This window comes from Aeromicrobium sp. (assembly GCF_025965075.1).
In the GTDB taxonomy this organism is placed as follows: domain Bacteria; phylum Actinomycetota; class Actinomycetes; order Propionibacteriales; family Nocardioidaceae; genus Aeromicrobium.
Map to the genome: position 1 here is coordinate 1 of NZ_JAOPXQ010000090.1, position 25,907 is coordinate 25,907.

Annotated in this window: 23 protein-coding genes, 1 pseudogene and 1 riboswitch; of the genes and pseudogenes, 17 read left to right on the forward strand and 7 right to left on the reverse strand. The window is 71.0% G+C overall.

The annotated features are described in order from the left end of the window. The 3 genes and pseudogenes from JWQ91_RS05760 to JWQ91_RS05770 form a co-directional block, all read right to left on the reverse strand. A pseudogene (locus JWQ91_RS05760) lies at positions 1 to 468 on the reverse strand (Fe-S cluster protein); the annotation flags it as partial. Between the two features lie 109 nt (positions 469 to 577). Then, positions 578 to 1,771, reverse strand: a complete 1,194-nt coding sequence (locus JWQ91_RS05765) for an MFS transporter (protein WP_297781878.1) — start codon at positions 1,769 to 1,771, stop codon at positions 578 to 580. A gap of 56 nt (positions 1,772 to 1,827) precedes the next feature. After that, positions 1,828 to 2,373: an NUDIX hydrolase family protein gene (locus tag JWQ91_RS05770; RefSeq protein WP_297781879.1), complete on the reverse strand. Its 546-nt coding sequence runs from the start codon at positions 2,371 to 2,373 to the stop codon at positions 1,828 to 1,830. 324 nt (positions 2,374 to 2,697) lie between these two features. Here JWQ91_RS05770 and JWQ91_RS05775 point away from each other — a divergent pair, with 324 nt between their 5' ends. The 13 genes from JWQ91_RS05775 (at position 2,698) to JWQ91_RS05835 (ending at position 18,750) form a co-directional block, all read left to right on the forward strand. Continuing rightward, positions 2,698 to 6,357 carry an Ig-like domain repeat protein gene (locus tag JWQ91_RS05775; RefSeq protein ID WP_297781882.1) on the forward strand — a complete coding sequence of 1,220 codons (3,660 nt, stop codon included), beginning with the start codon at positions 2,698 to 2,700 and terminating at the stop codon, positions 6,355 to 6,357. Between the two features lie 105 nt (positions 6,358 to 6,462). Then, positions 6,463 to 7,836: an FAD-binding oxidoreductase gene (locus JWQ91_RS05780; RefSeq protein WP_297781883.1), complete on the forward strand. Its 1,374-nt coding sequence runs from the start codon at positions 6,463 to 6,465 to the stop codon at positions 7,834 to 7,836. 109 nt (positions 7,837 to 7,945) lie between these two features. Then, a riboswitch (TPP riboswitch) is annotated at positions 7,946 to 8,056 on the forward strand. After that, positions 8,046 to 8,663 (forward strand): ECF transporter S component, encoded by a 618-nt coding sequence (locus tag JWQ91_RS05785; protein ID WP_297781884.1) that lies wholly within the window; start codon positions 8,046 to 8,048, stop codon positions 8,661 to 8,663. (Overlaps the previous riboswitch by 11 nt.) After that, positions 8,664 to 10,055, forward strand: a complete 1,392-nt coding sequence (locus JWQ91_RS05790; protein ID WP_297781886.1) for an ATP-binding cassette domain-containing protein — start codon at positions 8,664 to 8,666, stop codon at positions 10,053 to 10,055. Then, positions 10,052 to 10,750, forward strand: coding sequence for an energy-coupling factor transporter transmembrane component T (locus JWQ91_RS05795; protein WP_297781888.1), 699 nt, complete (start codon positions 10,052 to 10,054; stop codon positions 10,748 to 10,750). Before JWQ91_RS05790 ends, JWQ91_RS05795 begins: the two co-directional genes overlap by 4 nt. 158 nt (positions 10,751 to 10,908) lie before the next feature. Then, entirely contained in the window at positions 10,909 to 11,367 is a 459-nt protein-coding gene (locus JWQ91_RS05800) for a MaoC family dehydratase (protein WP_297781890.1), read from the forward strand. A 1-nt stretch (position 11,368) separates the two neighbouring features. Beyond that, positions 11,369 to 12,583, forward strand: coding sequence for an acyl-CoA dehydrogenase family protein (locus JWQ91_RS05805; RefSeq protein WP_297781892.1), 1,215 nt, complete (start codon positions 11,369 to 11,371; stop codon positions 12,581 to 12,583). Further along, the gene (locus tag JWQ91_RS05810) at positions 12,580 to 13,389 is read left to right on the forward strand and encodes an SDR family NAD(P)-dependent oxidoreductase (RefSeq protein WP_297781894.1); all 810 of its coding nucleotides are present in this window, start codon (positions 12,580 to 12,582) and stop codon (positions 13,387 to 13,389) included. Before JWQ91_RS05805 ends, JWQ91_RS05810 begins: the two co-directional genes overlap by 4 nt. A gap of 106 nt (positions 13,390 to 13,495) precedes the next feature. After that, positions 13,496 to 13,990 (forward strand): hypothetical protein, encoded by a 495-nt coding sequence (locus JWQ91_RS05815; RefSeq protein ID WP_297781895.1) that lies wholly within the window; start codon positions 13,496 to 13,498, stop codon positions 13,988 to 13,990. Further along, positions 13,987 to 14,877 (forward strand): hypothetical protein, encoded by an 891-nt coding sequence (locus tag JWQ91_RS05820; protein WP_297781897.1) that lies wholly within the window; start codon positions 13,987 to 13,989, stop codon positions 14,875 to 14,877. Before JWQ91_RS05815 ends, JWQ91_RS05820 begins: the two co-directional genes overlap by 4 nt. Before the next feature lie 101 nt (positions 14,878 to 14,978). After that, complete coding sequence (locus JWQ91_RS05825; RefSeq protein WP_297781899.1) at positions 14,979 to 15,374, forward strand: hypothetical protein; 396 nt, start codon at positions 14,979 to 14,981, stop codon at positions 15,372 to 15,374. Beyond that, complete coding sequence (map, locus tag JWQ91_RS05830; protein WP_297781900.1) at positions 15,371 to 16,138, forward strand: type I methionyl aminopeptidase; 768 nt, start codon at positions 15,371 to 15,373, stop codon at positions 16,136 to 16,138. Before JWQ91_RS05825 ends, map begins: the two co-directional genes overlap by 4 nt. Positions 16,139 to 16,227: 89 nt before the next feature. Next, positions 16,228 to 18,750: a hypothetical protein gene (locus tag JWQ91_RS05835; protein ID WP_297781902.1), complete on the forward strand. Its 2,523-nt coding sequence runs from the start codon at positions 16,228 to 16,230 to the stop codon at positions 18,748 to 18,750. A 30-nt stretch (positions 18,751 to 18,780) separates the two neighbouring features. On the opposite strand, the gene JWQ91_RS05840 is transcribed toward JWQ91_RS05835, so the two are convergent. Next, positions 18,781 to 20,193, reverse strand: a complete 1,413-nt coding sequence (locus tag JWQ91_RS05840) for an amidase (protein ID WP_297781904.1) — start codon at positions 20,191 to 20,193, stop codon at positions 18,781 to 18,783. An 18-nt stretch (positions 20,194 to 20,211) separates the two neighbouring features. Between JWQ91_RS05840 and JWQ91_RS05845 the strand changes: the two genes are divergently transcribed. Together JWQ91_RS05845 and JWQ91_RS05850 are read left to right on the forward strand one after the other, a co-directional pair. After that, positions 20,212 to 20,739 carry a 2'-5' RNA ligase family protein gene (locus JWQ91_RS05845; protein ID WP_297781906.1) on the forward strand — a complete coding sequence of 176 codons (528 nt, stop codon included), beginning with the start codon at positions 20,212 to 20,214 and terminating at the stop codon, positions 20,737 to 20,739. 9 nt (positions 20,740 to 20,748) lie between these two features. After that, complete coding sequence (locus tag JWQ91_RS05850) at positions 20,749 to 21,642, forward strand: rhodanese-related sulfurtransferase (protein ID WP_297781908.1); 894 nt, start codon at positions 20,749 to 20,751, stop codon at positions 21,640 to 21,642. Positions 21,643 to 21,655: 13 nt separating this feature from the next. Here the strand turns inward: JWQ91_RS05850 and JWQ91_RS05855 are convergent, their stop codons facing one another. Beyond that, complete coding sequence (locus tag JWQ91_RS05855) at positions 21,656 to 23,494, reverse strand: phosphoenolpyruvate carboxykinase (GTP) (protein WP_297781910.1); 1,839 nt, start codon at positions 23,492 to 23,494, stop codon at positions 21,656 to 21,658. 145 nt (positions 23,495 to 23,639) lie between these two features. On the opposite strand from JWQ91_RS05855, the gene JWQ91_RS05860 reads away from it, so the two are divergent. Further along, positions 23,640 to 23,984, forward strand: coding sequence for a metalloregulator ArsR/SmtB family transcription factor (locus JWQ91_RS05860; protein WP_297781912.1), 345 nt, complete (start codon positions 23,640 to 23,642; stop codon positions 23,982 to 23,984). A 106-nt stretch (positions 23,985 to 24,090) separates the two neighbouring features. Here the strand turns inward: JWQ91_RS05860 and JWQ91_RS05865 are convergent, their stop codons facing one another. Together JWQ91_RS05865 and JWQ91_RS05870 are read right to left on the reverse strand one after the other, a co-directional pair. Then, positions 24,091 to 24,567: a hypothetical protein gene (locus tag JWQ91_RS05865; RefSeq protein ID WP_297781914.1), complete on the reverse strand. Its 477-nt coding sequence runs from the start codon at positions 24,565 to 24,567 to the stop codon at positions 24,091 to 24,093. Between the two features lie 146 nt (positions 24,568 to 24,713). Next, positions 24,714 to 25,319, reverse strand: a complete 606-nt coding sequence (locus JWQ91_RS05870; RefSeq protein WP_297781916.1) for a hypothetical protein — start codon at positions 25,317 to 25,319, stop codon at positions 24,714 to 24,716. 133 nt (positions 25,320 to 25,452) lie between these two features. Here JWQ91_RS05870 and JWQ91_RS05875 point away from each other — a divergent pair. Beyond that, a partial coding sequence (locus JWQ91_RS05875) for an Hsp70 family protein (protein WP_297781918.1) occupies positions 25,453 to 25,907 on the forward strand: 455 nt, incomplete at its 3' end.

The following is a 25,907-nucleotide window of genomic DNA, read 5'->3' on the forward strand; positions in this document are numbered from 1 at the left end:
CTCGACGAAGTACGCCTGCCAGAACGTCGAGCCGAAGAAGCGGCTCTTCTTGCCGAGCGAGCGCGGGTGGTTCCGCTGACGCACGAGGATCAGGTAGAGGATGCCGATCGTGCTGAGCAGTCCGAGCGCCTCGGCGGCCCACTCGTACGGGTACCAGTGGCCGAAGACCGGCCAGGCGAACTCGGGGTTGAACAGCTGGAAGTAGCCCTGCAGCACCGCGGTGCTGAGGAAGATGAACGCCGCGTAGACGAACCAGTGCATGATGCCGACCCAGCGCTTCTGGATCATCCGCGTGTGCCCGAACGTCTCGACGAGCATGTTGACGGTGCGCTTGACCGGTTGGTCCCGGCGCCCGATCAGCGGCTGCCCGGTCCGCAGGACCTTGAGCATGTCCGCCACGGCCTTGGTGATGAGTGGCAGTGCCACGGCGGTGACGATGAGCGCGACGACGATCGCGACGACCTGCATGAAGGCCCCATTTCCTTGTGCGACGACCCTGACAGTTTGGCTGACAGTATCTCGTCGCCCAAGTCGTCGCCGACTAAGGCTTGCCAAAGCGCGGAGGCTGCAGCGCAGGTCACACGGTGTCGGTGGGGTGCTCCCCACGCACGGGCACCAGCGGGATCGCGAGCAGGGGGAACAGCGCGACGGCCGCGAACCCCACGGCGTACCCGTGCCCGTCGATGACCGAGCCGACGAGCGGCGGCACGAGGGCCGACACGACGTACTGCCCCGTGTTCTGCAAGCCCATCGCCCGGCCGGACCAGTACGGGCCGCCGATCTCGGCGACCGAGGTGAACGCCAGCCCGTTGTCGGCGACCGTGACGGCGGTCGCGATGACGATCAGCGCGATGCCGAGCGGGGTGCCGGACAGCAGTCCCAGCGCCAGCATCGGGGCGGTCGCGGCGATCGCCACGACCCGCATCGGGCCGAGGCGGCTGCCGGCGGCGTCGGACCACCAGCCCGCGCCGATGCGGCCGGCCGCGCCGAGCACCTGGGTCGCGGCGACCAGAGAGCTCGCGGCGAGCGTCGACCAGCCCTTGTCGTCGATCAACCAGACCAGCATGTAGGTCCAGACCGTGAACTGGGGGACGACCAGCAGCGCCGAGGCGAGGTGGATGCGGGTCAGCCGGTTGTCGCGGCGGTACGGATTGGCGAGCTGCCCGCGGTCGGCGGCCTCGGCGCGGGTCGGCCGGGGCGGGTCGACGATCAGCAGCGCCGACAGGACCGTCGCCGCGGCGCACACCGCGGTGATCGTCAGCAGCGTCGTCCGCAGGCCGTCGGACTCGACCAGGTTGGGCACCAGCAGCGCGGCGACGCCGACGCCCAGGGGCAGGGCGGTCTGCCGGATGCCCATCGCGGTGCCGCGGCGGTGGGCGGGGAACCAGCCGACCACGATCCGGCCGCTGGCCGAGTTGGTGCTGCCGGCGCCGATGCCGCCGAGGACGAACCACCCCGCGAGCCCGACCAGGGACGAGGAGAAGCTCGCGCCGCACGCCGCGACGGTCACGATCGCGAGGCCGATCGTCATCGCGGCGCGCTCGCCGATGCGGTCGACGACGACGCCCCACAGCACGAGGGTCACCATGACGCCGACGAATGGGGCCGCGGCCACGGCGCCCGCCTCCGGGAGGCTCAGCCCACGCTCGGTCGTCAGGTAGCGGATCAGGAACGGGGCGCCGTTGACGAAGATCGTCCCGGCGACCTGGCCCAGCATCGACACCGCGAGCATGAGCCAGCGATTGGGTGCCCGCAGGTCGGCCTCGGTCATGTCCACATCCTGATACAAATCGTCTCAGGATTCAGGATACGCCCGTCGCGGAGTGGTCAGCGGGGGAGGGCGCCGACCGAGGCGAGGGCCTCTCGCAGGAGCGAGCCGCGGCCGCCCTCCATGTCGTCGAGGACCTCGGGCATCGCGGCCTCCGCCGGGGTCAGCCAGGTCAGCTCGAGGGCATCCTGCCGCGGGTTGCAGTCACCCGTGACCGGGACGACGTACGCCAGCGCGACCGCGTGCTGGCGGGGGTCGTACAGCGGCGAGACCCCGGGCAGTGGGAAGTACTCGGCGACCGAGAACGGCACGGTCGTCACCGGTAGCTGCGGGAACGCGGTCGGCCCGAGGTCCTTCTCCAGGTTGCGCAGCAGCGCCTCCCGGACGGACTCGCCGTGCAGGACGCGGCCCGAGACCAGGGTCCGGGTCATGACGCCGGTGGTCGACGAGCCCCGCAGGAGGACGCCGACCGACTCGACCTCGCCCAGCGGGTTGATCCGGACCGGGACGGCCTCGACGTACAGGATCGGGACGCGGGCGCGCGTCTCGTCGAGGGCGAAGTCCGGGAGCCATCCCGGGTTGGGGTCAGGGGTGCGCACGGACATGCCGACATTCTGTCCTATCCCCGGTGGGGCGACGCTCCCGATCGCCTCACGTCGGGGTCGGCGGCGGCTCGCCCGCGGGACGGGTAGCAGATGTCATGACAAACCGCCGCCGCATTTGTTTACGCGAGAGCCCATCGCGAAACACTGTCGTCACGTCGGCCGAAACGAGTGGTTAACCGAGTCCCCCGACGCTGAGGGCTTCCGCCCGAGCCGGCGCGGTCGACGCGGTCGACCTTTGCCCGGAGGGTGTCAACCCCCGTAAGGAGCTGTGTGTTGTTCACTCAACGACGTCACGGATGGAGGGCGTGCCTGGCGGCCACCCTCGTGACCATCCCCCTCGTCTCGCTACCGTCCATCGCCTCGGCCGCTGACGCCGAGCTGGCCTCCGGGTCCGACTGGACCGTGGTGCAGGCGCCCGGCGGCTATCTCGTCACGGTCGACCTGGACAAGAAGCTGCCGATGATCTCGGACGCGCCGACGATCGAGGTCGACGGCTCGTCGATCGGTCTCGCGACGGAGTCCGCCGACGGCCGGAGCCTGTCGGTGTTCACGACCGACGCCGGCGTGACCTCGGCGGATGACGTCGAGGCCGGCTGGTTCAGCAAGCCCTCCGGCGGCGCCCAGGCGCGCACGGCGGCGGCCGCCGTGGAGGCGGTCGATGCCGAGCCGCTCGACGAGAACCCGTCCTCGACCGGCACGTACGACGTCACCGAGTCGGTCTACAACTTCGGCACCCAGGCGATCGACCTGGCCGCGATCGGCGGTATCAAGGGCGAGATGCAGGGCAAGATCTACCTGCCCACGACCGGTGGCGAACGCCCGACCGTGCTCCTGCTGCACGGCCGCCACACCTCCTGCAGCACCGGGACGACACCGGCCACCCGCTGGCCGTGCAACCCCGGCCAGATCAACGTCCCGAGCTTCGCCGGCTATGACGGCACGGCCCGCGCCCTCGCGAGCCACGGCTACGCCGTCGTCTCGGTCGCGGCCAACGCGATCAACTCCAACGACAACCAGCTCGCGCTCGACCAGGGCGCGCAGGCCCGCGGCCGGCTCCTGCTCGACACGCTGTCGATGCTGGACAAGGCCAACAAGGGCGAGTCGGTGTCGTACCACGACGCACAGAAGGACAAGGACGTCACGCTCGCCGACGCGCTGGCCGACCAGAGCCCGCTGCCGGGCCTGACCCAGACGACGCAGGCCATGAGCCCGTCCGACCTGCTCGGCCGGTTCGACCTGACGAACGTCGGCATGATGGGCCACTCGCGCGGTGGTGAGGGTGTCACCTCGGCGGCGACGCTCAACCAGGCGCTCGACAAGCCGTGGGGCATCAAGACGATCCTGCCGCTCGCTCCGGTCGACTTCGCCCGCATGACGGTGCCGAACGTCGCGATGAACGTGATCCTGCCCTACTGCGACGGCGACGTCTCCAACCAGCAGGGTCAGCACATGCTGGACGACTCGCGCTACGCGTTCGGCGACGACTCGCTGCGCAGCGGCGTGTGGGCGATGGGCGCCAACCACAACTTCTTCAACTCGGTGTGGACGCCGGGCGTGTACGCGTACTCGACCAGCGACGACTGGGGCGCGACCTCGACGGACGCGGTCTGCGGACCGCGCTCGACGACCAACATCCGCATGACCGCGCAGGAGCAGTACGACACCGGCACGGCCTACATGGCCGGCTGGTTCCGCCTGACCCTCGGTGGCGAGAAGCAGTTCCTGCCGATGTTCGACGGATCGGGCGCGGTCCCGGCCGTGCTCGACGGCGAGGACGTCCGCAGCGTGTCGACGGCTCCGGCCTCGGCCCGCACGACGATCACGTCGTTCGAGGCGACCAGCTCGCTGGTCCGCCCCGTCGGCTCGGCCTCGGCCACGGTGTGCGCCAGCGCGGCCGCGCGGACGGTCCCGCAGACGCTGCCGACGTGCACGACGTCGATCAACACCTCGGCGGCTCCGCACTGGACCCCGGCGAGCAACGGCGGCAACGTCCCCGCGACACCGGTCACCAAGCTGGCGTGGACGGCCCTCACCGCGGGCACGACGCCCAGCGAGCTGCGGGTCACCCTGCCGGCCAAGGCCCGCGACGCGCGTGACGCGGAGCGGCTCTCGGTCAAGATGGCGGCCGACGAGTCGGTCCCGACCGGTACGGACCTGACCCTCAGCGTCATCGACGACGAGGGCACGACGTACAGCTCGAAGGTCTCGGCGCTCAACCCGCTGGCGGTCAACCGCCTCCCGGCGTCGACGTCGACCCTGCTCAAGAAGCTCGTCCTGCAGCAGGTCAACGTCCCGACGGCGGCGCTCAAGGACGCCGGTCTCGACCTGTCCGACATCCGTGAGGTGCGGTTCGCCGCGGCGACGGGTGCCGACACGACGCCGTCCGGAGCGGTCTACCTCTCGGACCTCGCGTTCGAGTCGTCCTCGGTGGGAACGCCGAAGATCACGACCGAGCCGACGATCAACGTCCGCGGGACGTCGGTCGCCGAGGGCAGCGCCCCCGGCACGGCCGACATCGCGGTCTACCTGGACAAGAAGGCCTCCAAGGCGGTCACGGGCTACGTCTCGACCCTCGGGTCGGCCACGGGCCGCGGCGGCATCACGATGGAGAAGGTCACGTTCGCCCCGGGCGAGACGTGCCAGGTCGTCTCGTCGCCGATCCTGGGTGACAAGCTGGCCAGCTCGACCAACAGCACCGTGATCAAGACGTCGGTCATCAACACCTCCGGCGGCATCATGGGCGCGCATGCGCTCGACAACCTCATCGTCCGCGAGGACGACGGTGTGACGGGATCGGCCGTGGCACTGCCCGAGGCGGGCGTCCAGGGGGATGCGTGCGACGAGCTCGCCGTCTCGCGGACGACCGGATCGCTCGCGGTGAGCGACGAGACGCCGGCACCCGGCGACCCGGTGACGGTCACGGCATCGGGCTACCGCTCGGGCGAGTCCGTGGCCTTCGGCCTCGGCGCCTCCTCGCTGGGCTCGGCCATCGCCGACGCCAGCGGCAAGGTCGTGCTCGCGGCGACCGTGCCGGCGGACGCCGCGATCGGGACGACGGCCGTCACGGCCGTCGGCTCCGGCACGGGTTTCACGTCCAAGGGCTCGATCGAGGTGCTCAACGGCACCGCGACGACGCTCGCGCTGTCCCCGGAGATCCCGGAGATCAACGAGAGCGCCACGCTGACCGCTGACGTCACGGGACCCGACACGGCCGGGACCGTCGAGTTCTTCGACGGCACCACGTCGCTCGGCGTCGCGGACGTCGAGGACGGCACGGCGACGCTCGAGGTCGCGGCCGGCTTCAAGGCCGGTGAGCACTCCTTCACGGCGGTCTTCGGCCAGACCGCGTCGGCGCAGCGCTCGGAGTCCAACGTCGTGGGGCTGACCCTGACCAAGGGCAAGTCGGGCATCGCGATGGTCCTCGCGGCGGACACCTCGGTGTACGGCACGGGGGTCAAGGGCTCGGTCGCGGTCGCCAACGGTGACGGTGGGACGGTCACGATCTCCTACGGCGACACCTCGTTCGACGTCGCCCTCAGCAGCTCCGACACGGCGACGTTCTCGCTGCCCCAGGAGCTCGCCGCCGGCACGTACGACGTCGAGGCGGTCTTCAACGGCACCGACAAGGTCGAGGCGAGCGGTGTCGCCACGGCGCAGCACGTCGTGACCAAGAAGGCGACGACGGCCGGCATCACGACGACGTCCAAGGTCAAGAAGGGCAAGTCCTTCACGGTCAAGACCAGCATCGCCGGCGCGACGGCGGGCACCTACCCGACCGGCACCGTCAAGGTCTACGTCAGGAAGTCGGGCGGCTCGTACGTCCTGACCCGCACCCTGACCGTCACCGCGGCCAGCAAGGGCGTCGTCAGCACGAAGGTCTCGGTGTCCAAGAAGGGCACCGCGACGATCAAGTCCGTCTACTCCGGCGACGGCAGCTACAGCGGTGCCACCAGCCCGGCGAAGGCGGTGAAGATCACCAGGTAGTCCGGCAGCTGGTCGTCCAGCAGCCGCGCCGCGGGGAGGGGCCTTCCGGGTCCCTCCCCGTCGGCGTGCCGGCACGCGCCGGCCGAACGGTGGCAGCATGGAGACGTGATCAACGGTCATGTCTCGTTCTGGTGGCAGCAGGTCGGCAGCCCCACACGCCGTGACGCCCTCGACGGGGACCTGACGTGCGACGTCTGCATCGTCGGCGGAGGGCTCAGCGGCCTCTGGACGGCGTACCACCTCGCCGCCGCTGACCCGTCCCTCGACATCGTCGTGCTGGAGGCCGAGTTCGCCGGCTTCGGGGCGTCGGGCCGCAACGGCGGCTGGCTCTCGGCCGAGCTGGCGGGCAGCAAAAAGCGGTACGCAGCGACGCACGGCCGCGACGGCGTCCGGGCGCTCGTCCGGACCATGGAGGAGGCCGTCGACGAGGTCATCGAGGTGTGCCGGGTCGAGGGCATCGACGCCGACATCGTCAAGGACGGCGTCCTGTACGTCGCCCGGTCCGAGGCACAGCTGGTCCGGCTGCGCGAGGGGCTCGCCGAGGACGCCGCCTGGGGCATCGGCGAGGAGCACCAGCGTGAGCTCACTGCCGACGAGCTGGCCGCGCGGCTGTCGGTCCGCGGCGCGCGCGGAGCGACGTTCAGCCCGCACTGCGCCCGGGTGCAGCCCGCGAAGCTCGTCGCGGGGGTCGCGCAGGCCGTCGAGCGACGCGGCGTGCGGATCCTCGAACGTACCCGCGCCTCCCGGATCGAGCCGGGCGTCGTCACGACGGACCGTGGCACCGTCCGGGCGCCCAGGATCCTGCGCTGCCTCGAGGGCTACACCGCCGGCATCGCGGGCCAGCGCCGCACCTGGCTGCCGATGAACTCGGCGATGATCGTGACCGAGCCGCTGTCCGACGCCGTGTGGAACGACGTCGGCTGGACCGGCGCCGAGCTGCTCGGGGACAAGGCCAATGCGTACTGCTACGCCCAGCGCACCGCCGACGGGCGGATCGCGCTCGGGGGGCGCGGCATCCCGTACCGGTTCGGCTCGCGCACCGACGTCGACGGGCGCACCCAGGACTGGACGATCGAGTCGCTGACCTCGACGCTGCACGACATGTTCCCCGCGACCCGCCGGACGCGGATCGACCACGCCTGGTGCGGCGTGCTCGGCGTGCCGCGTGACTGGTGCGCCAGCGTCACCTTCGACCCGGCGACCGGGCTGGGCTGGGCGGGTGGATACGTCGGGAGCGGTCTGACCACGACCCATGTGGCCGGCCGGACGCTGGCGGACCTGACGCTCGGCCGCGAGTCGGAGCTGACCGCGCTGCCCTGGGTCAACCGGTCGGTACGCCGGTGGGAGCCCGAGCCGCTGCGGTGGCTCGGCGTGCGGGCGATGTACGGCCTCTACCGCGCGGCGGACCGCCGCGAGGACCGCGGCCTGACGCATCCCAGCCGGCTCGCGAGGATCGGGAACGTCCTGACCGGTCGCTGAGTGGCGCACACCGGACCCCGAGTGGCGCAGATCTGCACGACTCGCCGTCTCAGACTCTCACTTCTGCGCCACTCGCGGATCGGGGTGGGGCGGTGTGGGTTATGGTCGATCCACACGACAGGGGAGCGCCACAGCAGAGGGCGCTGAGAGTGCGGATCAGCCGCAGACCCTTGAACCTGCTCCGGCTAATACCGGCGAAGGGAGTCACGATGAGTTCTGCAACCACGTCCAGGACCCGGTTCGACGTGCGCTACCGCACGATCGACCTGGTCACCATCACCACCCTGGCGGTCGCCTTCGGCGTCATCTTCTGGGGCTGGGGCAAGCTCTACGAGCCGATCAGCGCGTGGGCGGTCTTCTCCTACCCGCCCACCACGGCCCTGCTCGGCGGCGTCTGGCTGACCGCCGGCGTCGTCGGCGGCCTGATCATCCGCCGGCCCGGTGCCGCGTTCGCGACGGAGTTCCTCGCAGCGGCCGTCTCGACGTTCATCGTCGGCGGCACGCAGTGGGGCTTCAGCGTGTTCGCGTCGGGCTTCTGGCAGGGCCTCGGCGCCGAGCTGATCGTCCTGCTGTTCCTCTACACCCGCTTCGGCGTCGTCGTCGCGGCGCTCGCGGGAGCCGCCTCCGGTGCCTTCGAGTCGTTCTACGAGTGGCACGCCTACATCCCGGACTACAGCTTCGGCGACAAGCTCGCCCACCTCGGCTTCTTCATGCTGTCGGGCGCGCTCGTGGCGGGAGTCGGGGGGTACGCCCTGGTGCGCGCTCTCGCGCGGGCCGGTGTCCTCGACGCCTTCCCGGCCGGGCGCGAGCAGGTCACCGAGGTCTAGGTGTCCCGCGGTGGGGCCCGGTTCACGGGCTTCACGTGGCGCCCCCTGGGGCGGCGCGAACCCGTCGTCGCCGGGCTGGATCTCACGATCGAGCCCGGCGAACGGGTCCTGCTCGTCGGCCCCTCCGGGGCGGGCAAGTCGACGCTCCTGCACGGCCTCGCCGGCGCGCTCGGGACGACGATCGCCGGCGACCTCGAGGGGTCGGCGGAGGTCGACGGCCGACTCGGCCTGCTCCTGCAGAACCCTGCCGACGCGATCGTCGCCGAGCGCATGGGCCGGGACGTCGCCTTCGGGCTGGAGAACGCCGCGCTGCCCCGCGACGCGATCTGGCCGCGGGTCGACGCGGCGCTCGAGGCGGTCGGGCTGGCGTACGGGCGTGACCACCTCACCGGCGCGCTGTCGGGGGGCGAGCAGCAGCGCCTGGCCCTGGCCGGGGTCCTCGCGATGCGCCCCGACCTGCTGCTGCTCGACGAGCCCACCTCGATGCTGGACTCCGACACCGCGACGACCGTCCGGGACGCCATCATCACGGCCGCCGCGGGGCGGACCATGATCGTGGTCGAGCACCGGATCGAGCCGTGGCTGCCACATGTCGACCGGGTCGTCGTGCTGTCATCGGGTGGCGAGATCATGTCGGACGGGTCGGTCGCGTCCTTCCTCGCGGGCCCCGCCCCGGCCGGCGTGTGGATGCCCGGGACGGCGGTGCCCGAGCCGTTGGCGGTGCCCGCGTCGCTCGTCGCGCCTGCCGGGAACGCCCTCACGGTCGAGGCGACGGACGTCGACGTCGAGCTCGTGCTGCGGACCCTGCGCGGCACCCAGCGCACCCGGGCGCTCACGGGGCTGACGGTTGCCCTGCGGCCCGGAGCGACGACGGCATTCACCGGGCCGAGCGGTGCCGGCAAGTCCACCGCGGTCGCGGTCCTCGGCGGCCTGGTCAAGCCGGGCGCGGGCACCGTGACGCCCGACCTGCACCGCTGGCGGTCGCGGCACCTGGCCGCCGCGGTCGGCTGGGTGCCGCAGAACCCCGAGCACGGGTTCCTCGCCCAGACCGTCGCCGACGAGGTCCGCCGCACGCCGGAGCGCACCGAGCGGCCGGTCGACGTCGCCGCGATCCTCGAGGTGTTCGGGCTGGCCGGGTTCGCGCAGTCCAATCCGTACCGGTTGTCCGGGGGGGAGCAGCGCCGGCTCGCGATCGCCGCGGCGCTGGCCCACCGCCCGGGCCTGGTGCTGCTCGACGAGCCGACGGTCGGCCAGGACCCGGGCACCTGGGCTGCCGTGGCGGGCTGGATCGGCGCCGCGCGGTCGGCCGGGGCCGCCGTGGGGCTGTCGACGCACGACCCGGACCTGGCCTGCGACGTCGAGGTCGCGCTGCGGGCGGGGGTCGTCGGATGAGGACCCTCGTGCTGCGGGTCAACCCGCTGGTCCAGCTGTCGGTCGGGCTGTTCTCCCTGCTCGGCTCGTTCTGGATCCGCAGCCTGCCGGTCGCGCTGGTGGCCCTGGCGGCGTACGTCCTCGCTGCGGCGATCCTGCTGCCGGGCTGGCGTTATCCGCTGGCGTGCCTCGGGTTCACGGCGATCGCCGCCGTCACGATCGTCTACTCGACGTGGCGCCTCGGTGGCCGGGACGTCGAGGAGGCGCTGACGGCGGGCCTGCGGATCGTGGTCCTGGCGTGGCCGGGATCGGTCATGGCCGGCTACCTGGACCCGTCGAGGTTCGCCGACTACGCCGCCCAGCGCCTGCACGTGCCGCCCCGTCTGGTCGCGGCGTTCGCGGCGGCGCTGCAGAAGTTCACGACGTTCGGCCTGGCGTGGCAGCAGCTCGAGCGCGTCCGCCGGGTGCGCGGCTTCGGACCGAGCCGCAATCCGGTCGCCACGGGGGCGTACGCCGCCAACATGTCGTTCGCCCTGCTGGTGCAGGCGATGCGCGGGGCGACGGCGACCTCGATCGCGATGGACGCCCGCGGCTTCGCCACGGCGCAGCGCCGCACGTGGGCCGAGCCGGCGCCGTGGACCCGGCTCGACACCGGGGGGATCGTGGTGGCCGCCCTGCTCGGCGCCGTCCCCGTCGTCGCCCGCCTGCTCCTCTGACCCGGTGGCGGTGCCTCGCCGTGACGGTGACTTCTCAACCTCAAGGCGCCGAGGGGGTTGAGGATCCACCGGCACGGCGGGCTCACCTCTGGCGCGGGGAGGGGCGTACGGGCTAGGGTGCCAACTAAGCAAGCGCTTACCTACTGAGAGGTCCCCGTATGCCCCGCGTGTTCGACACCCTGGAAGCTTTCAAGGCCGCGGCCGGTGAGGAGCTCGGCACGAGTGACTGGCTCACCGTGACGCAGGAGCAGATCAACACCTTCGCCGACGCGACCGGCGACCACCAGTGGATCCACGTGGATCCCGATCGCGCCGCGTCCGGCCCGTTCGGCACCACGATCGCCCACGGCTACCTGACGCTGTCCCTGCTGCCGGTGTTCGGCGCCGAGATCTACGAGATCCACGGCCTGGCGTTCGGCATGAACTACGGCGCCAACAAGATCCGCTTCCCGTCCCCCGTCCCCGTCGACTCCCGCCTCCGGGCGACCGCGACGCTGCTCGAGACCAAGGACATCGCGATCGGCACGCAGATCGTGATCCAGTTCGTGGTCGAGCGCGAGGGCGCCGACAAGCCGGTCTGCATCGCCGAGGTCGTCTACGTCATGGCCGGTGCCTGAGATGGACTTCGGACACGACGCCAAGACCCTGGACCTCGTCGCGAAGGTCGAGGCGTTCATGGACGCCGAGGTCTATCCGGCCGAGGCGACCCTGAAGCAGCAGATCGAGGACAGCGTCGCCCAGGACCGGTGGACGTTCCCGCCGATCGTGATGGAGCTGCGCGCCAAGGCCAAGGCGCAGGGCCTGTGGAACTTCTTCGACCCCAGCGAGCACGGGGCCGGACTGACCAACCTGCAGTACGCCCCGATCGCCGAGATCACCGGCCGCAGCATCCAGATGGCCCCGGCCGTCTTCAACTGCGCCGCCCCCGACACCGGCAACATGGAGGTGCTGAGCATGTTCGGCACCGACGAGCAGAAGAAGAAGTGGCTCGAGCCGCTGCTCGCCGGCGACATCCGCTCGGCGTTCGCGATGACGGAGCCGCAGGTCGCGTCCTCGGACGCCACCAACGTCGAGATGAGCATCGTGCGCGATGGCGACGACTACGTCATCAACGGCAGCAAGTGGTGGATCACCGGGGCGATGAACCCGGACTGCAAGATCTTCATCGTCATGGGCAAGACCGACCCGGAGGCCGACCGCCACCGCCAGCAGTCGATGATCCTGGTCGAGCGGGACACCCCCGGCCTCGAGATCATCCGCGGGATGCGCGTCTTCGGCTACCACGACCGTGACCACGGCGGCCACGCCGAGATGCGGTTCACCGACGTCCGGGTGCCCGCCGCCAACCTCATCGCGGGCGAGGGCGAGGGCTTCGCGATCGCCCAGGCGCGCCTCGGGCCCGGCCGCATCCACCACTGCATGCGGTCGCTGGGCATCGCCGAGCGCGCCGTCGAGATGATGAGCCGGCGCGCGCTGGAGCGGGTCGCGTTCGGCAAGCCGATCGCCGACCAGGGCGTCGTCCGTGACTGGATCGCCGAGTCGCGGGTCAAGATCGAGCAGCTGCGGCTGCTGACGCTCAAGGCCGCGTGGCTCATGGACACGGCCGGCAACCGGGCCGCGCACACCGAGATCCAGGCCATCAAGATCGCGACACCGGCGGCCGTCGAGTGGATCCTCGACAAGGCGATCCAGGTGCACGGCGCCGGCGGGCTGTCCCAGGACTTCCCGCTCGCGGAGTGGTTCGCCGGGATGCGGACGCTGCGCTTCGCCGACGGTCCGGACGAGGTGCACAAGAACGCGCTGGCCCGCACCGAGCTCAAGAAGCACCGGTGACGGTCGAGCTCTCGACCGCCACCGCGGTCGTGACGGGGGCGGCGAGCGGCATCGGCGAGGCCATCGCCCGCCGCCTCCTCGAGCGCGGCGCGTCGGTCGTGCTGGGTGACCTCGACGGCGTACGGCTGGGGGTGACGGCCGAGCGGCTCGAGCAGGACCACCCGGGCCGGGTCGCGCTCGTGGCGGGCAACGCCGCGGACGAGGGCCATGTCGCCGCGTTGCTCGCCGCCGCCCCCGGCCCCGTCGACCTGTTCGTCGCCAATGCCGGCGTGTTCCGCGGGTTCGGCCTCGACGCCGACGAGGACGAGTGGGCGCTGGGCTGGGACGTCAACGTCATGGGCCAGGTCCGCGCCGCGCGGGCACTGGTCCCGGCGTGGCTCGACAACGGCGGCGGCTGCTTCGTCACCACGGCGTCGGCCGCCGGCCTGCTGACCCAGCTGGGCTCCCCGACGTACTCGGTCACCAAGCACGCCGCGGTCGGGTTCGCCGAGTGGCTCGCCGCGACGTACGGCGACCGCGGGGTCCAGGTGTGCTGCCTGTGCCCCATGGGGGTCCGGACCGACATGCTGGCCGAGGGCGAGGCGAGCGAGGACGCGGAGGCGCGACTTGCGATGACCTCGGTCGTCAGCGCCGGCTCGACGCTGACGCCGGACGATGTCGCGGATGCGCTGCTGGCCGCGATCGAGGAGGGTCGGTTCTTCGCCCTGCCGCACCCCGAGGTCGGCACGATGTACGCCCGCAAGGCCGCGGACACGGATCACTGGGTCGACGGCATGCAGCGGTTCCGGACGTCGCTGGAGGGCTGAGCCCCGGGATCCCGGAGATTTCGCGTGCAATCGCGGCAGTTGGTAGCCTCTGGATGTGAATCTCTCGCTCGGGGGCGGGAAGCGTGCATTGGTCGTCGCTTCCACGATGCTCGCACTGACTGCCGTGTCCGCCTGCTCCGGAGGGTCCGAGCCGAAGGACGAGCCGCGCTCGACCCCGTCGGCCTCGGCGACGCCTGACGCCTCGGCCGAGGTCAAGGACCTCGTGAGCCAGTACTGGGACACCGTGACCCAGGCGGAGAACAGCGCCGACACCGATCGCGCCCAGTTCAAGGGCGTCGCTCGCGGCTCGTTCCTGGAGAACGAGTTTCGCAAGCTCGACAACTACGCCGACCAGGGCATCAATCGGGTCGGTGGCCCCAGCATCACGGCCGTCGAGGTCTCCGTCGACGGCACGACGGCGGTCGTCTCCCACTGCATCGACGAGGACGGCTGGACGGCCGAGAAGAACGGCGAGGCCCTCAAGCCGATCCTGACGGGCAACCGTCCGTTCGGCCTGACGGCGACCCGGACGGGTGACACCTGGATCATCACCGACACCGGTCTGACGAAGGGCCAGGAGAGGGCGAAGGACTGCTCATGACGGTGACGAAGCGACTCGTCGTCGCCCTCCTGACCGCGATCCTCTCGGCCGGGGTCCTGGTGTCCGTCGCGTCCCCTGCGCTGGCGTGCGACACGTCCGGTGGCACGACCGACGACACCGTGGACTACGGCGAGGACTGCGACACGGGTGGCACCGACGGTGCGGGCGACGGCGACGGCGACGGTGACGGCAGCGGACCGACCAAGCCGACGTGCGACCTGAGCAAGTCCCCCTACACCGAGTTCTGTGAGGGCAAGGTCGCGTGCTGGGGAAACAACCCCGCCGCCAACGAGGAGGACACCCCCGGGCTGGGCGCCGGCAAGAAGCCCGGTGACGAGTACCACCTGGCCTACAAGGCCTGCGCCGACGGGACCGACAAGTGGTACTGGACCAAGGACGACGAGGGGCCATCGCTGCCGGACCTCGCCCGGCAGGCGGTGGGCTCGCTGAAGTTCCCGGCGTACCAGCTCGTGTTCAACCCGCCGACCCGCACGTACGTCAACCTCCCGACCTGGTGGTGGGCCGACGGCGCGACGACCGACGAGCTCATCGGCACCTCGGCCGGGGCGGTCCGCGCCATCGCGACGCCCGACCGCATGGAGGTCGACCCCGGCGACGGCTCCGGCGTCATGACCTGCCCGTTCGTGGTCGAGAAGTCCGACGACTGCTCCTACACCTACCGGCGCGCCAGCGTGAAGGGCGCGGCCACGGCGCCTGACGGCTCGACGGCGTACCCGGCTCGCATGCGGCTGACGTACGACCTCGTGATCGAGAACGGCGGCACGCCCATCACGGTGGCGGGCATCCCGGACACCTTCTCGAGCCCGTGGCAGGACGTCGCCGTCCCGGTCCGCGAGGTCCAGACGGTGGTCCGGCCCAGGCGCTGACCCACCCCAGCCGCTGGTCGCGGCCGGTGGGGTCGGCGCGGGCGACGACCGGGGTGCGCTGCCGCGTAGGCTGGCAGGCGTTCCGTCGAGGGAGGAAGTCCGTGAAGAACGTCCAGAGATTCGCCATGCTGGGGGTGGCCGAGGCCATCGTGCTGGTCGCCTGCGTCCTCGACCTCTACACGTCCGCCGACCTGTCGTCGGCCGCCGTCCTGCTGCGCGTCCTGGTGGCCCTGGCCGCCGTCGTCGTCGCGGGCGTCACCTACCACCGCTGGTCACAGGACGCGACGCGCCACACGACCGCCTCGATGGTGCTGGGCCTGCTCGGCGGCGCCTCGCTGGTGTCGTCGGTCGCGACCGCCTCGGGCGATCGGGTCTTCGGCAGCGATCCCATGGCGTTGGTCGGCACCGTCGCGATCGTCGCCGCCGTCGCGATCACCCAGGTCGGCCTCGCCCAGGCCCACTCCCACGACTCCCAGACCTCGAAGGATGGCCGATGATCGAGCTCCTCACGCCCAAGCAGGTCGACGAGATGCGTCCCGCGGGGGCGTTTGTCGCCTCCGTGCTGACGGCCCTGTCGGAGAAGGCGGCCGTCGGTGTCGACCTGCTCGAGCTGGACGCCCTGGCCCACGACATGATCCGCGAGCGCGGCGCCGAGTCCTGCTACATCGACTACCACCCCTCCTTCGGCGCGATGCCGTTCGGCAAGGTGCTGTGCACCTCGGTCAACGACGCCGTCCTGCACGGCCTGCCGCACAAGTACAAGCTGCGCGACGGCGACCTGGTGAGCCTCGACTTCGCGGTGTCGGTCGACGGGTGGGTCTGCGACTCCGCCGTCACCGTCGCGGTCGGCACCCCGCGCGAGGAGGACCTGCGGCTGATCGACCACGCCCAGGAGGCGCTCGACGCCGCCATCGCGGTCGCCCGGCCGGGCCACCGCGTCGGCGACATCTCCGCGGCGATCGGAGCGGTCGGTCGGTCCCACGGGCTCACGATCAACACCCAGTTCGGTGGGCACGGGGTCGGTCGGACGATGCACGGGGACCCGCACATCCCCAATGACGGCAAGGCCGGCCGCGGCCTGCCCCTCAAGCCGGGCCTGGTCATCGCGATCGAGCCGTGGTTCCTCCACACGACCGACGAGATCCGCATGGACGAGGACGGCTGGACGATCCGCAGCGCCGACGGCTCCCGCGGAGTGCACGTCGAGCACACCATCGCGATCACCGAGGGTGACCCGATCGTGATGACCGCCCGCAGCTGACGCCAGCGCACCGCCCACCGGGTCCACGGGGACATCGCAATCGGTGAATGCCTGAGACGGGGCGTCCGGTCCTCCGTAGAGTTCGCACCATGTCCCTTCGCCCACAGGCAGCTCTCGTCGCACTCCTGGTCGGGCTGCTCGCGCCGGCGGCACCTGCAGCAGCCGCGGTGGACGATCCCGCTGCGAGCACGGCGACGGTGGCGGTCGAGGGCACGGTCGCACGGGCCGAGATCGACCACTTCGGTGACGACCCCAGCAGCGCCTCGGTCTACGCGGTCCGGCTGGACGACGGTCTGCTGGTGCCGGTCACCTCCAGGCGAGCGCTGCCCGCCGACGGCCAGTTCAGCGGCGAGCTCGTGATCCGTGGGGCCGTGGCCCGCGAGCTCGAGTCCCGAGACCTCCTTCCAGACGCCGGCAGCACGGTGGACCAGGAGTCGAAGGCCGGCAGCGCGGCACTCGCGGTCGCGGTCGCGGAGAGCCTCCCGATGCCGGTGGTCGATGCGACCGTCATCCCGGCCGGTGACACCGGCGCGACAGTGACCCCCTCGGCGCACCGGGCCTACGTCGTCAAGATGACCGACCAGGGATCGGTCGACGGTGACGACGCCTCGATCGGTGCGGCGGTCGACGCCATGCTGAGCTATTGGGTCACCGAGTCCGACGGGGGGATCTCGTCGTTCGGCCGGGTCGGACCGATCCTCGGGTACGACTCGGCTGCCGACTACACGCCCAGCCAGGGGTGTGGCCTCAATGATCCGTTCACGATCTGGAACGACGCACTCACTCTGTTCCCCAGCGTCAACTTCGACGATCCGGGCAACCACCTGATCGTGCTGGTCGGTGAGGAATGCGGACACGCGGGTCCGGTCGGCGTCGCGACGATCGGCTCGTCCCTCGCGAGCGGCGGCCCGAGCATCCTGACGTACGACCCGCAGACCTTCCGGTCGACCGGCGCCCACGAGCTGGGTCACAACTTCGGTCTGCTCCACGCCAACCTCGACACCTGCGCGGGCCCGACGATCTGTGAGTACTTCGACCTCTACAGCCCGATGGGGCTGTCGATCGGCGGAACCGCGTTCACGCCGCCGGCTCTGGGCACGCTCTACCGTGCGGAGCTGGGGCTGACGACGTCGGCCGAGGTCTCGACCGTCGAGCTGGCCTCTGGTGAGACGAGCCTGACGCAGAGCTTCGACCTGGCCCCACGGTCGGCCGCGACCGGGCTCCGAGGACTGCTCGTGACCGATCCGTCGACGGGGATCACCTACTCGATCGACTCACGGGCGCGGACCGGGCGGGACGCGGGCGCGTTCTACGGATCGGCCTACTCGCTGGGCAGCCCCGCTCCCACCTATCCGACCGGCGTCGTCGTCGAGCGCCAGGCCGGGCTCGATGCGACCTATCTGATGACCACGACAGGACCGTTCGTCGAGGGCACGACACCGCGGCAGGTCGGCGCGCATGGTGTCGGGAACTCATTCTCGCCCAGTCCCCAGCTGAAGGTCACGGTCAACTCGATCGGGGCGACCACCAAGGTCACGGTCGAGCTCGGGCAGCCGCAGGTCACCTCTGCCGCACCGGGCATCTCCGGAATGGTCAAGGTCGGGGAGACCGTCTCGGCGACCACGAACGGGTGGAGCGTCGGCACGTCGTTCGCGTACGACTGGCGAGTCGACGACGTGTCGACGGGGCAGACCGGTTCATCGTTCGACATTCCGGGCTCAGCGGTCGGCAAGACGCTGACGGTGAAGGTCACAGGGAGCAAGGCCGGCTACGCCTCGGCGACTCGGGACTCCGCGGGCTCTCCGGTGGGCCCGGGAACCCTCTCGTCATCCGCCGCGCCCGGCATCGCCGGGACCTCGTCCCCAGGTCGGGCGGTCACGGTGAGCCCCGGTGCTTGGACGTCGGGCGCGACGCTCGCCTATGACTGGCGACTGGACGATGTCTCGACCGGCGCGGTCGACGCGACCTTCACCATCCCCGCCACGGCCGGTGGAAAGAGCCTGACCGTGCGGGTCACGGGGACCAAGCCCGGCTACACGTCCCTGATGAAGGAGTCGTCCCCGGTCACGGTCGGGCTGGGCACGTTGACGTCCGGGGCCCCGACGATCTCGGGAGCGGTCCGGGTCGCCGAGACGGTGTCGGCCATGACGAGTGGATGGACCTCCGGCACGTCGTTCACGTACGACTGGCGGCTCGACGACGTGTCGACGGGACAGACCGGCCCGTCGTACGCCGTCCCCGCGAGTGCCGACGGCAAGAAGCTGACCGTCACGGTGACGGGCAGCAAGGCCGGCTATGTTGCGGTCGCCAGGGAGTCCGTGGCGTCCACGGTCGCCAAGGGCATCCTCGTGGCGAAGACGCCGACCATCAGCGGGACGGCCAAGGTGGGCAGGACGCTCACCGCGGCCGCCGGCACGTGGACCTCGGGCACGGCGCTGACGTATCGCTGGTACGCCGGCACCACGGCGATCACGAAGTCGTCGACGTCGCGGACCTACAAGATCGCCAAGGCGTACAAGGGCAAGAAGCTCACGGTGAAGGTGACCGGGAAGAAGGTCGGCTACACGACCGTGACCAGGACCTCGAAGGCGACCAGGGCCGTCGCCAGGTAGTCTCGCACCGCCTCACGCTCCGAGACGTCGTCAGTCGAAGCCCGGCGGCCGCCGGTCGTGCCACGGTGCGGCGGCCTCGACCTGCGCGCAGAGGCTGAAGAGCAGACCGTCCCGGCCGGGGTGTGCCGCCAGCATGACCCCGACCGGCAGGCCCGCGTCGGTCCAGTGCAGGGGGAGGCTGGCCGCCGGTTGGCCGCTCATGTTGTAGAGCGCGGTGTACGGCGTGAAGAGCAGCTCGCGGTGGTGGTCCTCGACCGGGTCGCCGGACTCGTTGAACCACCCGACGGGCTGCGGAGGCAGGGCGAGGGTCGGCGTCAGGAAGGCGTCGTACGCCTGCAGGTCCGTGACGACCTGGCGCGTCGTCAGCTCGAGGAACTGCATCGCCCGGGTCAGCTCGACGGCGGATGTCCGCCCGCCGCGCTCGCGCCAGTAGCGGGTGTTGGGCCGCAGGACCGCCTCGGCCTCCGGTGGGAGCGGCGCCGCCGCGATCCCACTCGACCAGATCACGTTGAACTGGGGCTCCAGCGCCTGGGGGAACGGGTTGGGTAGGTCCACGACCTCGTGGCCGAGCGACTCCAGCAGCCGGGAGGCGTGGTCCCATGCGGCGAGGGCGTCAGGTCCGGGGGAGATGTCCGCGAGGTGGGTGGCGGACCAGCGCGCGATGCGCAGCCGGCGCGGCGGTCGTGCCACCTGCTCGACATACCCGACCGGCGGATCGGGCAGCGGGCGGATGTCGCCCGGCATGGGATGGGCCATGAGCTCCAGCAGGGCCGCAGCGTCGCGGACCGTGCGGGCCAGCGGGCCGTCACCGGCCAGACCGCTCCAGTCCGAGCCCGCCGGTCCGGCACTGACCCGGCCGCGGCTCGGCTTGAACCCGAAGATCCCGCACGCGCTCGCCGGGATCCGGATCGACCCGCCGCCGTCGCTGCCCTGCGCCCACGGGACGAGCCCGGCCGCGACCGCCGCGGCAGCACCGCCGCTGGACCCGCCGGCGTTGCGCGCGAGGTCCCACGGGGTGCGGGTCGGGCCGACCACGTCGTTGTCGGTGTAGGACGACAGCCCGAACTCGGGAGTGTTGGTCTTGCCCAGGCTGATGAGCCCGGCCCGCTCGAGCAGCCCGACGACGTACGCGTCGACGGGCGGCACGAAGTCCCGCATCGCGACCGAGCCCATCGACGTGGGGGTGTGGCGCGTGAAGGTCAGGTCCTTGAACGCCGTCGGGACTCCCGTCAGCGGGGGAGCGTCACCCGCGGCGAGCGCCGCGTCGGCCACCGCCGCTCGCTCGAGCGCGCGCTCGGCCGTCACCGTGACGAACGCGCCCAGCTGCGGGCCGATCCGGTCGATCCGGTCGAGGTGGTGCCGGACCAGCTCGACCGAGGACACCTCCCGTGCCCGGAGCGCGGCGGCCTGGTCGGTCGCGTCGAGGTGGTGCAGCTGGGTCATGTCGTCGACGATAGACGCATGGTGCAGTCGGTCGAGCTCCTCGTCGACGAGGTCCTCGACCGCGACGTCCGCGTCGAGTGGGAGCGGCTCCGCGCCGCCGGCCTGCCGAGCCAGGCGCGCCACACCGGCCCGTCCAACGCCCCGCACGTGACCCTCGCCGTGGCGGAGCGGCTGACGCCCGAGGCGGAGCGGGCCCTGGGCTTCGTCGGCTACGGCATCGGCGGCCCGATCGGGCTCGGTGGCCTGCTGGTCTTCCCGGGGCGCACGTCGATCCTGTCGCGGGTCGTGGTCCCGTCGGCGGAGCTGATCGGGTTGCACGTCGCCGTTCAATCGGCGTTGGGCGACCTGTCGGCGAGCCCCGGCACCATGGCACCCGGCCGGTGGACGCCCCACGTGACGCTGGCCCGTCGCCTCGACCGGGACCAGCTCGCCGCCGCGCTGGCGCTGCTGGCGGAGCGGCCGCGCGAGCTGGCAGGGACGATCCGGGCTGCCCGGCGCTGGGACGGCGACGCCCGGACGGCGTGGGACCTCGCCGGAGGCTCGTAGAATCAGCGGGTGGCAACTCCCAAGGTCCTGCTCTTCTACGGCTTCGCCGAGCTGGCCGACCCCGACGCGATCCGGCTGTGGCAGCGCGCGCTGTGCGAGTCCCTGGACGTCCGCGGCCGGATCATCGTGTCCAAGGACGGCATCAACGCGACCCTCGGCGGTGACGTCGTGCAGCTCAAGAAGTACGTCAAGGGCACCCGCGCCTACGCCCCGTTCAAGGACATCGACTTCAAGTGGAGCGAGGGCCGTGCGCTCGAGGACGGCACGACGGCCGACTTCCCACGGCTCAGCGTCAAGGTCCGCGACGAGCTCGTGACGTTCGGTGCGCCCGACGAGCTGCAGGTCGACGGGTCCCGCGTCGTCGACGGCGGCACCCACCTGACACCGGCCGAGCTGCACGACCTGGTCGCGGCCAAGGACGTCGTGTTCTTCGACGGCCGCAACCAGATCGAGTCGGCCGTCGGCCGCTTCGCCGGGGCGATCCGGCCGCCGGTCGAGACGACGCGGGAGTTCATCGCCGCGCTGGACAGCGGGGCGTACGACCACCTCAAGGACCAGCCCGTCGTGACCTACTGCACCGGCGGGATCCGCTGCGAGGTGCTGACCCCGCTGATGAGGCACCGCGGCTTCCAGGAGGTCTACCAGCTCGACGGCGGCATCGCGACGTACGGCGAGGCGTACGGAGACGACGGCCTCTGGGAGGGCTCGTTGTACGTCTTCGACGACCGCATCACGATGGACTTCTCCGACCACGCGGCCCTGGTCGGTGCGTGCGACCGGTGCGGCGGGGCGACCAACCACGTCGCGGACTGTGGCGACGTGTCGTGCGTACGTCAGATGGTCCGCTGCGACGACTGCCTCAGCAGCGACGCGATGTGCGGCGGTCACACCGCGAAGGTGTGACCGCCGCCCCTCGTCAGGCCTCGTCGAGCGCCGCCGCGACGCGGCGGTGGGCCTCCCAGATCGCCTCGGGCAGGTTCTCGAACTGCTTGAGGTGCTCCTCGCGGTGCGCCATCTCCTGCTTCCAGCGGGGGATGTCGATCGACAGGATCGTCTCGAGGTCCTCGGGGCTCGTGCTCATGCCCTCGAGCTGCAGCTCGTCCTCGCTCGGGATGATGCCGACCGGGGTCTGGCGTCCCGTGACCTCGCCGTTCTTGAGCTGCAGGAGCCACAGCAGCGGGCGGAGGTTGTCGCGGTAGCCGTGCCACAGGAAGTGGCCGTCCTCGGGATCGCGCTGGAACCAGTTGACGTGCGCGAAGATCGGCTGCTCCTTCGCGGCGCCCACGATCTTGAGGTAGTGCGCGGCGTAGTCACCCTCGCCGTACGCCATGAACGGACGGTTCGACATCGGGTCGTAGCGCAGCACGCCCTCGGTGCCCTCGGCCGCCGACGTCGCCTCGGCGCCCAGCGTCAGGCCGTCGTAGACGCCCTCGGCCAGGTCGTGGATCGCGCGGATCAGCGGCTCGCGGTCACGGGTGCGACCACCGAAGATGATCGCGTCGATCGGCACACCGGCGGCGGCGTTGTAGTCGTCGGCGATGTTGGGGACGTTGTCGAGCGTCGTCGTGAAGCGGCTGTTGGGGTGCGCCCACGGGTCGCCGGCCTGCTCGGGCGTCCGGTCATCGATCGGGTTGCCCTTCCAGTCCAGCCAGCCCGTCGAGTCCGCCGGCGGCGAGGGCGTGCGGCCCTCCCACCAGACCTCGCGGGTCGTGGGGTTGTAGGCGATGTTGGTGAAGATCGCCTGCGTGCCCTCGGCGATCGACGCGAGCGCGGTCGGGTTGGTCACCTCGTTGGTGTCCTTCGCGACGCCGAAGACGCCGTACTCCGGGTTCATGCCGTAGAGCTTGCCGCTGGCCTCGTCGACCCACAGCCACGCGATGTCGTCGCCGTAGAACGAGACGTGGTAGCGGTCACCGAGCGAGTCGGGGGCCAGCATCATCGCGAGGTTGGTCTTGCCCGAGGCGCTCGGGAAGCCGCCACAGATGTGGTATGTCTTGCCGGTCTGCTTGTCCTTGATGCCGATCAGCATGTACTGCTCGGCGAGGAACTTGCCGGACGCCCAGCCGTCGTACGCCGCCTGGCGCAGGCCGTGGGCGATCTTGCCGAGCAGGGCGTTGCCGCCGTAGGACGATCCGTAGTGCAGGATCGTGCGCTGGTCGGCGACCGTCACGAAGTAGCGCTGGTCGTCGGGGGTGCCCTGGCCGAGGTTCTCCAGGTCGCCGGTCACGTGGACCGCGCGGACGAACTGGTTGGGGTCCTCGAGGTCCTCGAGGTACTCCACGCCGACCCGCGACATGCGGATCATGTGCAGCACGACGGTGCGAGCGTCGGTCAGCTCGACGCCGGTCGCGTACGGGGCGAGGGCGTTGCCGGGAGGCGCCATCAGGTACGGGATGACGTACATCGTCTTGCCCTTCGAGGCGCCGCGCATGCGGTCCTCGAGCATCGGCGTCATCTCCTCGGCGGGGCGCCAGTTGTTGTAGACGCCCTTGTCCTGGGGATCGCTCGTCGCGACGATCGTCCGCTCCTCGGAGCGGGCGGTGTCCTTGTGATAGCTGCGGGAGTAGTAGAGCCCCTCGCCGGCGGGCTCGAGCTCTCCGGCCTCCAGCGCCTCCTTGACCAGGCGCGCGTCATCAGCAGCGCTGACGACCTCGACGCGGTCGGCGCCGGTCAGGTCCGCCCAGTAGCGCACGTACTCGCGCACCTTCGGGTTCTTCAGTCCAGCCAAGTCCAGTGCTGCTTCGACGTCTGCCATGGCGTGCGGTCCTCTCGGTTGGAGTTGCCCCAGCTCGCCGAGGCTAACGGATCTCCCAGCACGCTACCTCAATTGAAGACTTCTTCAAGTCATGTAGTCTGCAAGTGCAAGTGAGATACCCGACATCCCCGTCTGGAGGCCCCGCATGTCCCCCCACGTGCCCCTCTACCAGGCCAAGGCCGAGCTGTTCCGGACGCTGGGGCACCCCGTCCGGATCCGCGTCCTCGAGCTGCTCCAGGACGGGCCGCGCCCCGTGCGGGAGCTGCTGGCCGACATCGAGGTCGAGTCGTCGAACCTCTCCCAGCAGCTCGCCGTGCTGCGCCGGGCCGGGATCGTGACGTCGTCGCGGGAGGGCTCGGTCGTCCGCTACACGCTGGCGACGCCCGATGTCGCGCAGCTGCTGCTCTCCGGGCGCCGCATCCTCGCGTCGATGCTGACCGAGCGCGAGGACCTCCTGGCCGAGCTGCGGGACTCCGGCGAGTCGGTCTGACCCGCGCGGGTTGAGAGCACTCCGGCGGGGGTGTGTCGAGGGGCGACCGGCTGCCGTGGGCACGGTGACGCGGCCGAGTCGAAGGACATCACCCGGATCGCGGCAATCAGCCCTCGTACTCGGTGACGTCGCCCTCGGACTCGCGGATGTAGGAGCGCTGCATCGCGACGTTCAGGTGCGTCACCATGTGGGCGATGATCAGGGCGACGTAGTCGTTGACCTGGGCGCGCAGGTGCGCCGAGGGCTCGGGCTCGAGGTCGGCGGCCGCGATCTCGAGCACCTTGTCGTCCTCCGAGCGGGTCACGACGAGGCGCGGCTCGCCCGAGGTAGCGGCCCACACCGCGACCCGGGTCTCGGTCGTCGCGGCGGGGACGTCCCGCGACCGGGCCAGCACGTGCGTCGTCACGACCACCCCGGACGGTGGGGTGTCGTAGCCCTCCGGCGCGACCGGGACGTCCGACGTGGCGGTGTCGACCTCGATCTCGGCGAGGTGTGCGATCTCGCGGGTGATCTGGTGCGTCGCGATCTCGGTCACGAGGGCGTGCACGGTCTCGGCCAGCTGGTTGATGCGATCGTCGCTCATCCCGTCACCCTAGAGGCAGATCCCCTGTCGCCGCCTGCGCGTCGGCGTCCAGGTTGGCGCTCCCTGACCCCGACCTCGCGCAGTTCGCGGCGATCAGCGACCGGCTGCTCCCGTCGTGGTGGCTCCGGGAAGGCTGACGCCGTGGATCAGGCGGCCCACTTCCAGCTGGCCAGCACCGACGCGGCGGTCTCGTCGCGGTCCGACTGCGAGACATCGGTGCTGAAGGAGAACGTCACGACGTACGAGACGCCGTCGTGGATCGGGTTGTACTGCTCCGTCAGGTAGGAGGCGCCCTGCTGCGTCAGCTTCGAGGAGATGTGGACCGCCGGGTCGCCGTCGACGTCGAGCCGGTCGCCGGCCGTGACGTCCTTGGCGCCGGCGCCCTCCAGCTCCTTGATGAGAGCCGTCTCGAGCGGGTCGAGGTCCTTGATCGGGGCGGGGTCCAGGCGGATGACGTTGATGTTGTCGGCGAAGCCATCGGCGTCGGTCAGGTCGGCGACGAACGTGTCGGTCTGCTCGGTACCGGGGATCTCCTGCTTCGGCACCTCCCAGCCCTGGGGGGCGTTGAAGGCGTAGCCCTTGCCCTTGATCGTGTCGCCGTCGGCGGGCTCGGCGCCGTTGGCCGGGGCGGCGCTCGCCGCGTCCTTGCCGCCGTCGCCGGAGCTGTCGTCGCTGTCACCGCCCCCACATCCGGCGAGGACGAGGCCGGCGAGGAGGGTCAGGGTCGCCGCGTGGCGGGGAAGGGAGCGCATGTGGAGAAAACTATCGCGGATGTGACCGGGGCGGAATTTTGGAGTGCTGGGTGAAGTTGATAAGGTCGGACTCAAGTCAGATGACACCCATTCTTGAAGTTCCCCGATTTCACCCACAGCAGGAGGAAACACCATGGCAAGAGCGGTCGGAATTGACCTCGGAACCACCAACTCGGTCGTCGCAGTGCTCGAGGGCGGCGAGCCCACCGTCATCGCGAACGCCGAGGGCGCGCGCACGACCCCCTCGGTCGTCGCCTTCTCGAAGGACGGCGAGGTCCTCGCCGGCGAGGTCGCGAAGCGTCAGGGCGTGACCAACGTCGATCGCACGATCCGCTCGGTCAAGCGCCACATCGGCACGGACTGGTCGACCGACATCGACGGCAAGTCGTTCAACCCGCAGCAGATCTCGGCCTTCATCCTGCAGAAGCTCAAGCGCGACGCCGAGGCCTACCTGGGCGAGACCGTCACGGACGCCGTCATCACGGTCCCGGCCTACTTCAACGACCACCAGCGCCAGGCGACCAAGGAGGCCGGCGAGATCGCGGGCCTCAACGTCAGCCGCATCATCAACGAGCCGACCGCCGCCGC

Excerpts from the sequence above, each read along its gene's own strand:
- JWQ91_RS05765 (WP_297781878.1), bottom strand. The coding sequence starts at position 1,771 with ATGACCGAGGCCGACCTGCGGGCACCCAATCGCTGGCTCATGCTCGCG.
- JWQ91_RS05770 (WP_297781879.1), bottom strand. The coding sequence starts at position 2,373 with ATGTCCGTGCGCACCCCTGACCCCAACCCGGGATGGCTCCCGGACTTC.
- JWQ91_RS05785 (WP_297781884.1), top strand. The coding sequence starts at position 8,046 with ATGAGTTCTGCAACCACGTCCAGGACCCGGTTCGACGTGCGCTACCGC.
- JWQ91_RS05795 (WP_297781888.1), top strand. The coding sequence starts at position 10,052 with ATGAGGACCCTCGTGCTGCGGGTCAACCCGCTGGTCCAGCTGTCGGTC.
- JWQ91_RS05800 (WP_297781890.1), top strand. The coding sequence starts at position 10,909 with ATGCCCCGCGTGTTCGACACCCTGGAAGCTTTCAAGGCCGCGGCCGGT.
- JWQ91_RS05805 (WP_297781892.1), top strand. The coding sequence starts at position 11,369 with ATGGACTTCGGACACGACGCCAAGACCCTGGACCTCGTCGCGAAGGTC.
- JWQ91_RS05815 (WP_297781895.1), top strand. The coding sequence starts at position 13,496 with ATGCTCGCACTGACTGCCGTGTCCGCCTGCTCCGGAGGGTCCGAGCCG.
- JWQ91_RS05820 (WP_297781897.1), top strand. The coding sequence starts at position 13,987 with ATGACGGTGACGAAGCGACTCGTCGTCGCCCTCCTGACCGCGATCCTC.
- map (WP_297781900.1), top strand. The coding sequence starts at position 15,371 with ATGATCGAGCTCCTCACGCCCAAGCAGGTCGACGAGATGCGTCCCGCG.
- JWQ91_RS05835 (WP_297781902.1), top strand. The coding sequence starts at position 16,228 with ATGTCCCTTCGCCCACAGGCAGCTCTCGTCGCACTCCTGGTCGGGCTG.
- JWQ91_RS05840 (WP_297781904.1), bottom strand. The coding sequence starts at position 20,193 with ATGACCCAGCTGCACCACCTCGACGCGACCGACCAGGCCGCCGCGCTC.
- JWQ91_RS05845 (WP_297781906.1), top strand. The coding sequence starts at position 20,212 with ATGGTGCAGTCGGTCGAGCTCCTCGTCGACGAGGTCCTCGACCGCGAC.
- JWQ91_RS05855 (WP_297781910.1), bottom strand. The coding sequence starts at position 23,494 with ATGGCAGACGTCGAAGCAGCACTGGACTTGGCTGGACTGAAGAACCCG.
- JWQ91_RS05860 (WP_297781912.1), top strand. The coding sequence starts at position 23,640 with ATGTCCCCCCACGTGCCCCTCTACCAGGCCAAGGCCGAGCTGTTCCGG.
- JWQ91_RS05865 (WP_297781914.1), bottom strand. The coding sequence starts at position 24,567 with ATGAGCGACGATCGCATCAACCAGCTGGCCGAGACCGTGCACGCCCTC.
- JWQ91_RS05870 (WP_297781916.1), bottom strand. The coding sequence starts at position 25,319 with ATGCGCTCCCTTCCCCGCCACGCGGCGACCCTGACCCTCCTCGCCGGC.